Origin of the sequence: Dolichospermum sp. LEGE 00246 (assembly GCF_015207865.1) — a bacterium.
Classification (GTDB): domain Bacteria; phylum Cyanobacteriota; class Cyanobacteriia; order Cyanobacteriales; family Nostocaceae; genus Dolichospermum; species Dolichospermum heterosporum.
The window spans coordinates 1-1,421 of sequence record NZ_JADEWA010000736.1; the positions used below are offsets into that span (position 1 = coordinate 1).

The window sequence follows — 1,421 nt, forward strand, 5'->3', positions numbered from 1 at the left end:
AATATCAAAGGCCTGCCCCCTGCCCCCTGCCCCTGCTATGATCACAACAGGTTATTAACTCTTGTTGCTAGTTATCCAATAAACTATATAACTAGCAACTTGGGTAATAACATGATTAATGATACTGAATATATCAGGCAAGCTGAAGCTAATCGCGTAGAAATTCTCAGCGAAGCACTACCTTACATTCAACAATTTGCCGGTCGTACCGTTGTGGTTAAATACGGTGGCGCAGCGATGAAGGATAGCTCTCTTAAGGATAAAGTTATTCGTGATGTGGTGTTTTTATCTTGCGTCGGCTTGCGACCTATTTTAGTGCATGGTGGTGGACCAGAAATTAATAGTTGGTTAGGTAAATTAGGAATTGAAGCACAGTTTAAAAATGGTTTGCGCGTAACTGATGCACCAACGATGGATGTGGTAGAAATGGTGTTGGTTGGGCGGGTGAATAAGGAAATTGTGGCTTTGATTAACCAAGCTGGGGGAATGGCTGTAGGACTTTGCGGTAAGGATGGTAACTTAATTACGGCTCGTCCTCAAGGTGATGAGGGGATTGGCTTTGTGGGGGAAGTGAGTAATGTCAATATCAAAATTTTAGAAACACTTGCGAGTAATGGCTATATTCCGGTGGTTTCCAGCGTGGCGGCGGATGAAACTGGACAGGCTTATAATATTAATGCGGATACGGTAGCGGGGGAAATAGCCGCTGCTTTGGGGGCGGAAAAGCTAATTTTGCTGACTGATACGAGAGGAATTTTAAGAGATTATAAAGACCCTTCTACCTTAATTCCCAAGGTGGATATTCGGGAGGCGCGACAATTAATTGCTGATGGTGTAGTCAGTGGGGGGATGATTCCGAAAGTGAATTGTTGTGTGCGATCGCTTGCCCAAGGAGTCAAAGCTTCACATATAATTGATGGACGCATTCCTCATGCCTTATTGTTAGAAGTATTTACAGATGTGGGGATTGGAACAATGATTCTGGGTTCTCATCAGTCGAGACAATAATCGGAATGGGGGACAAGTAAAACCCATAGCCCGGCAGCCAGGGAATCAATTCCCTGTCTAATAGCTTAAGTCATCTAAAGATGACTAAATTTAGCCCCAAAATTTTAAAATTTTTTAGTAACCTTTAGTTTACTTTGGCTATTAGCCCGGAACTTAAGTAAAACCCATAGCCCGCCAGGGAATCAATTCCCTGTCTAATAGCTTAAGTCATCTGAAGATGACTAAATTTAGCTCAAAAATTTTAAAATCGTTTAGTAAACTTTAGTTTACTTTGGCTATTAGCCCGGAACTTAAGTAAAACCCATAGCCCGGCAGCCAGGGAATCAATTCCCTGTCTAATAGCTTAAGTCATCTGAAGATGACTAAATTTAGCTCAAAAATTTTAAAATCGTTTAGTAAACTTTAGTTTACTT

At 41.4% G+C, this 1,421-nt stretch carries 1 protein-coding gene; it reads left to right on the top strand.

Going from position 1 to position 1,421, the window contains the following annotated elements; translation table 11 throughout:
- Window positions 1–111 precede the first annotated feature (111 nt).
- Window positions 112–1,008 carry an acetylglutamate kinase gene (gene argB, locus IQ228_RS26020; RefSeq protein ID WP_027400611.1) on the top strand — a complete coding sequence of 299 codons (897 nt, stop codon included), beginning with the start codon at window positions 112–114 and terminating at the stop codon, window positions 1,006–1,008.
- Window positions 1,009–1,421 lie beyond the last annotated feature (413 nt).

Coding starts and splice junctions, on each gene's coding strand:
- argB (WP_027400611.1), top strand. CDS start 112: ATGATTAATGATACTGAATATATCAGGCAAGCTGAAGCTAATCGCGTA.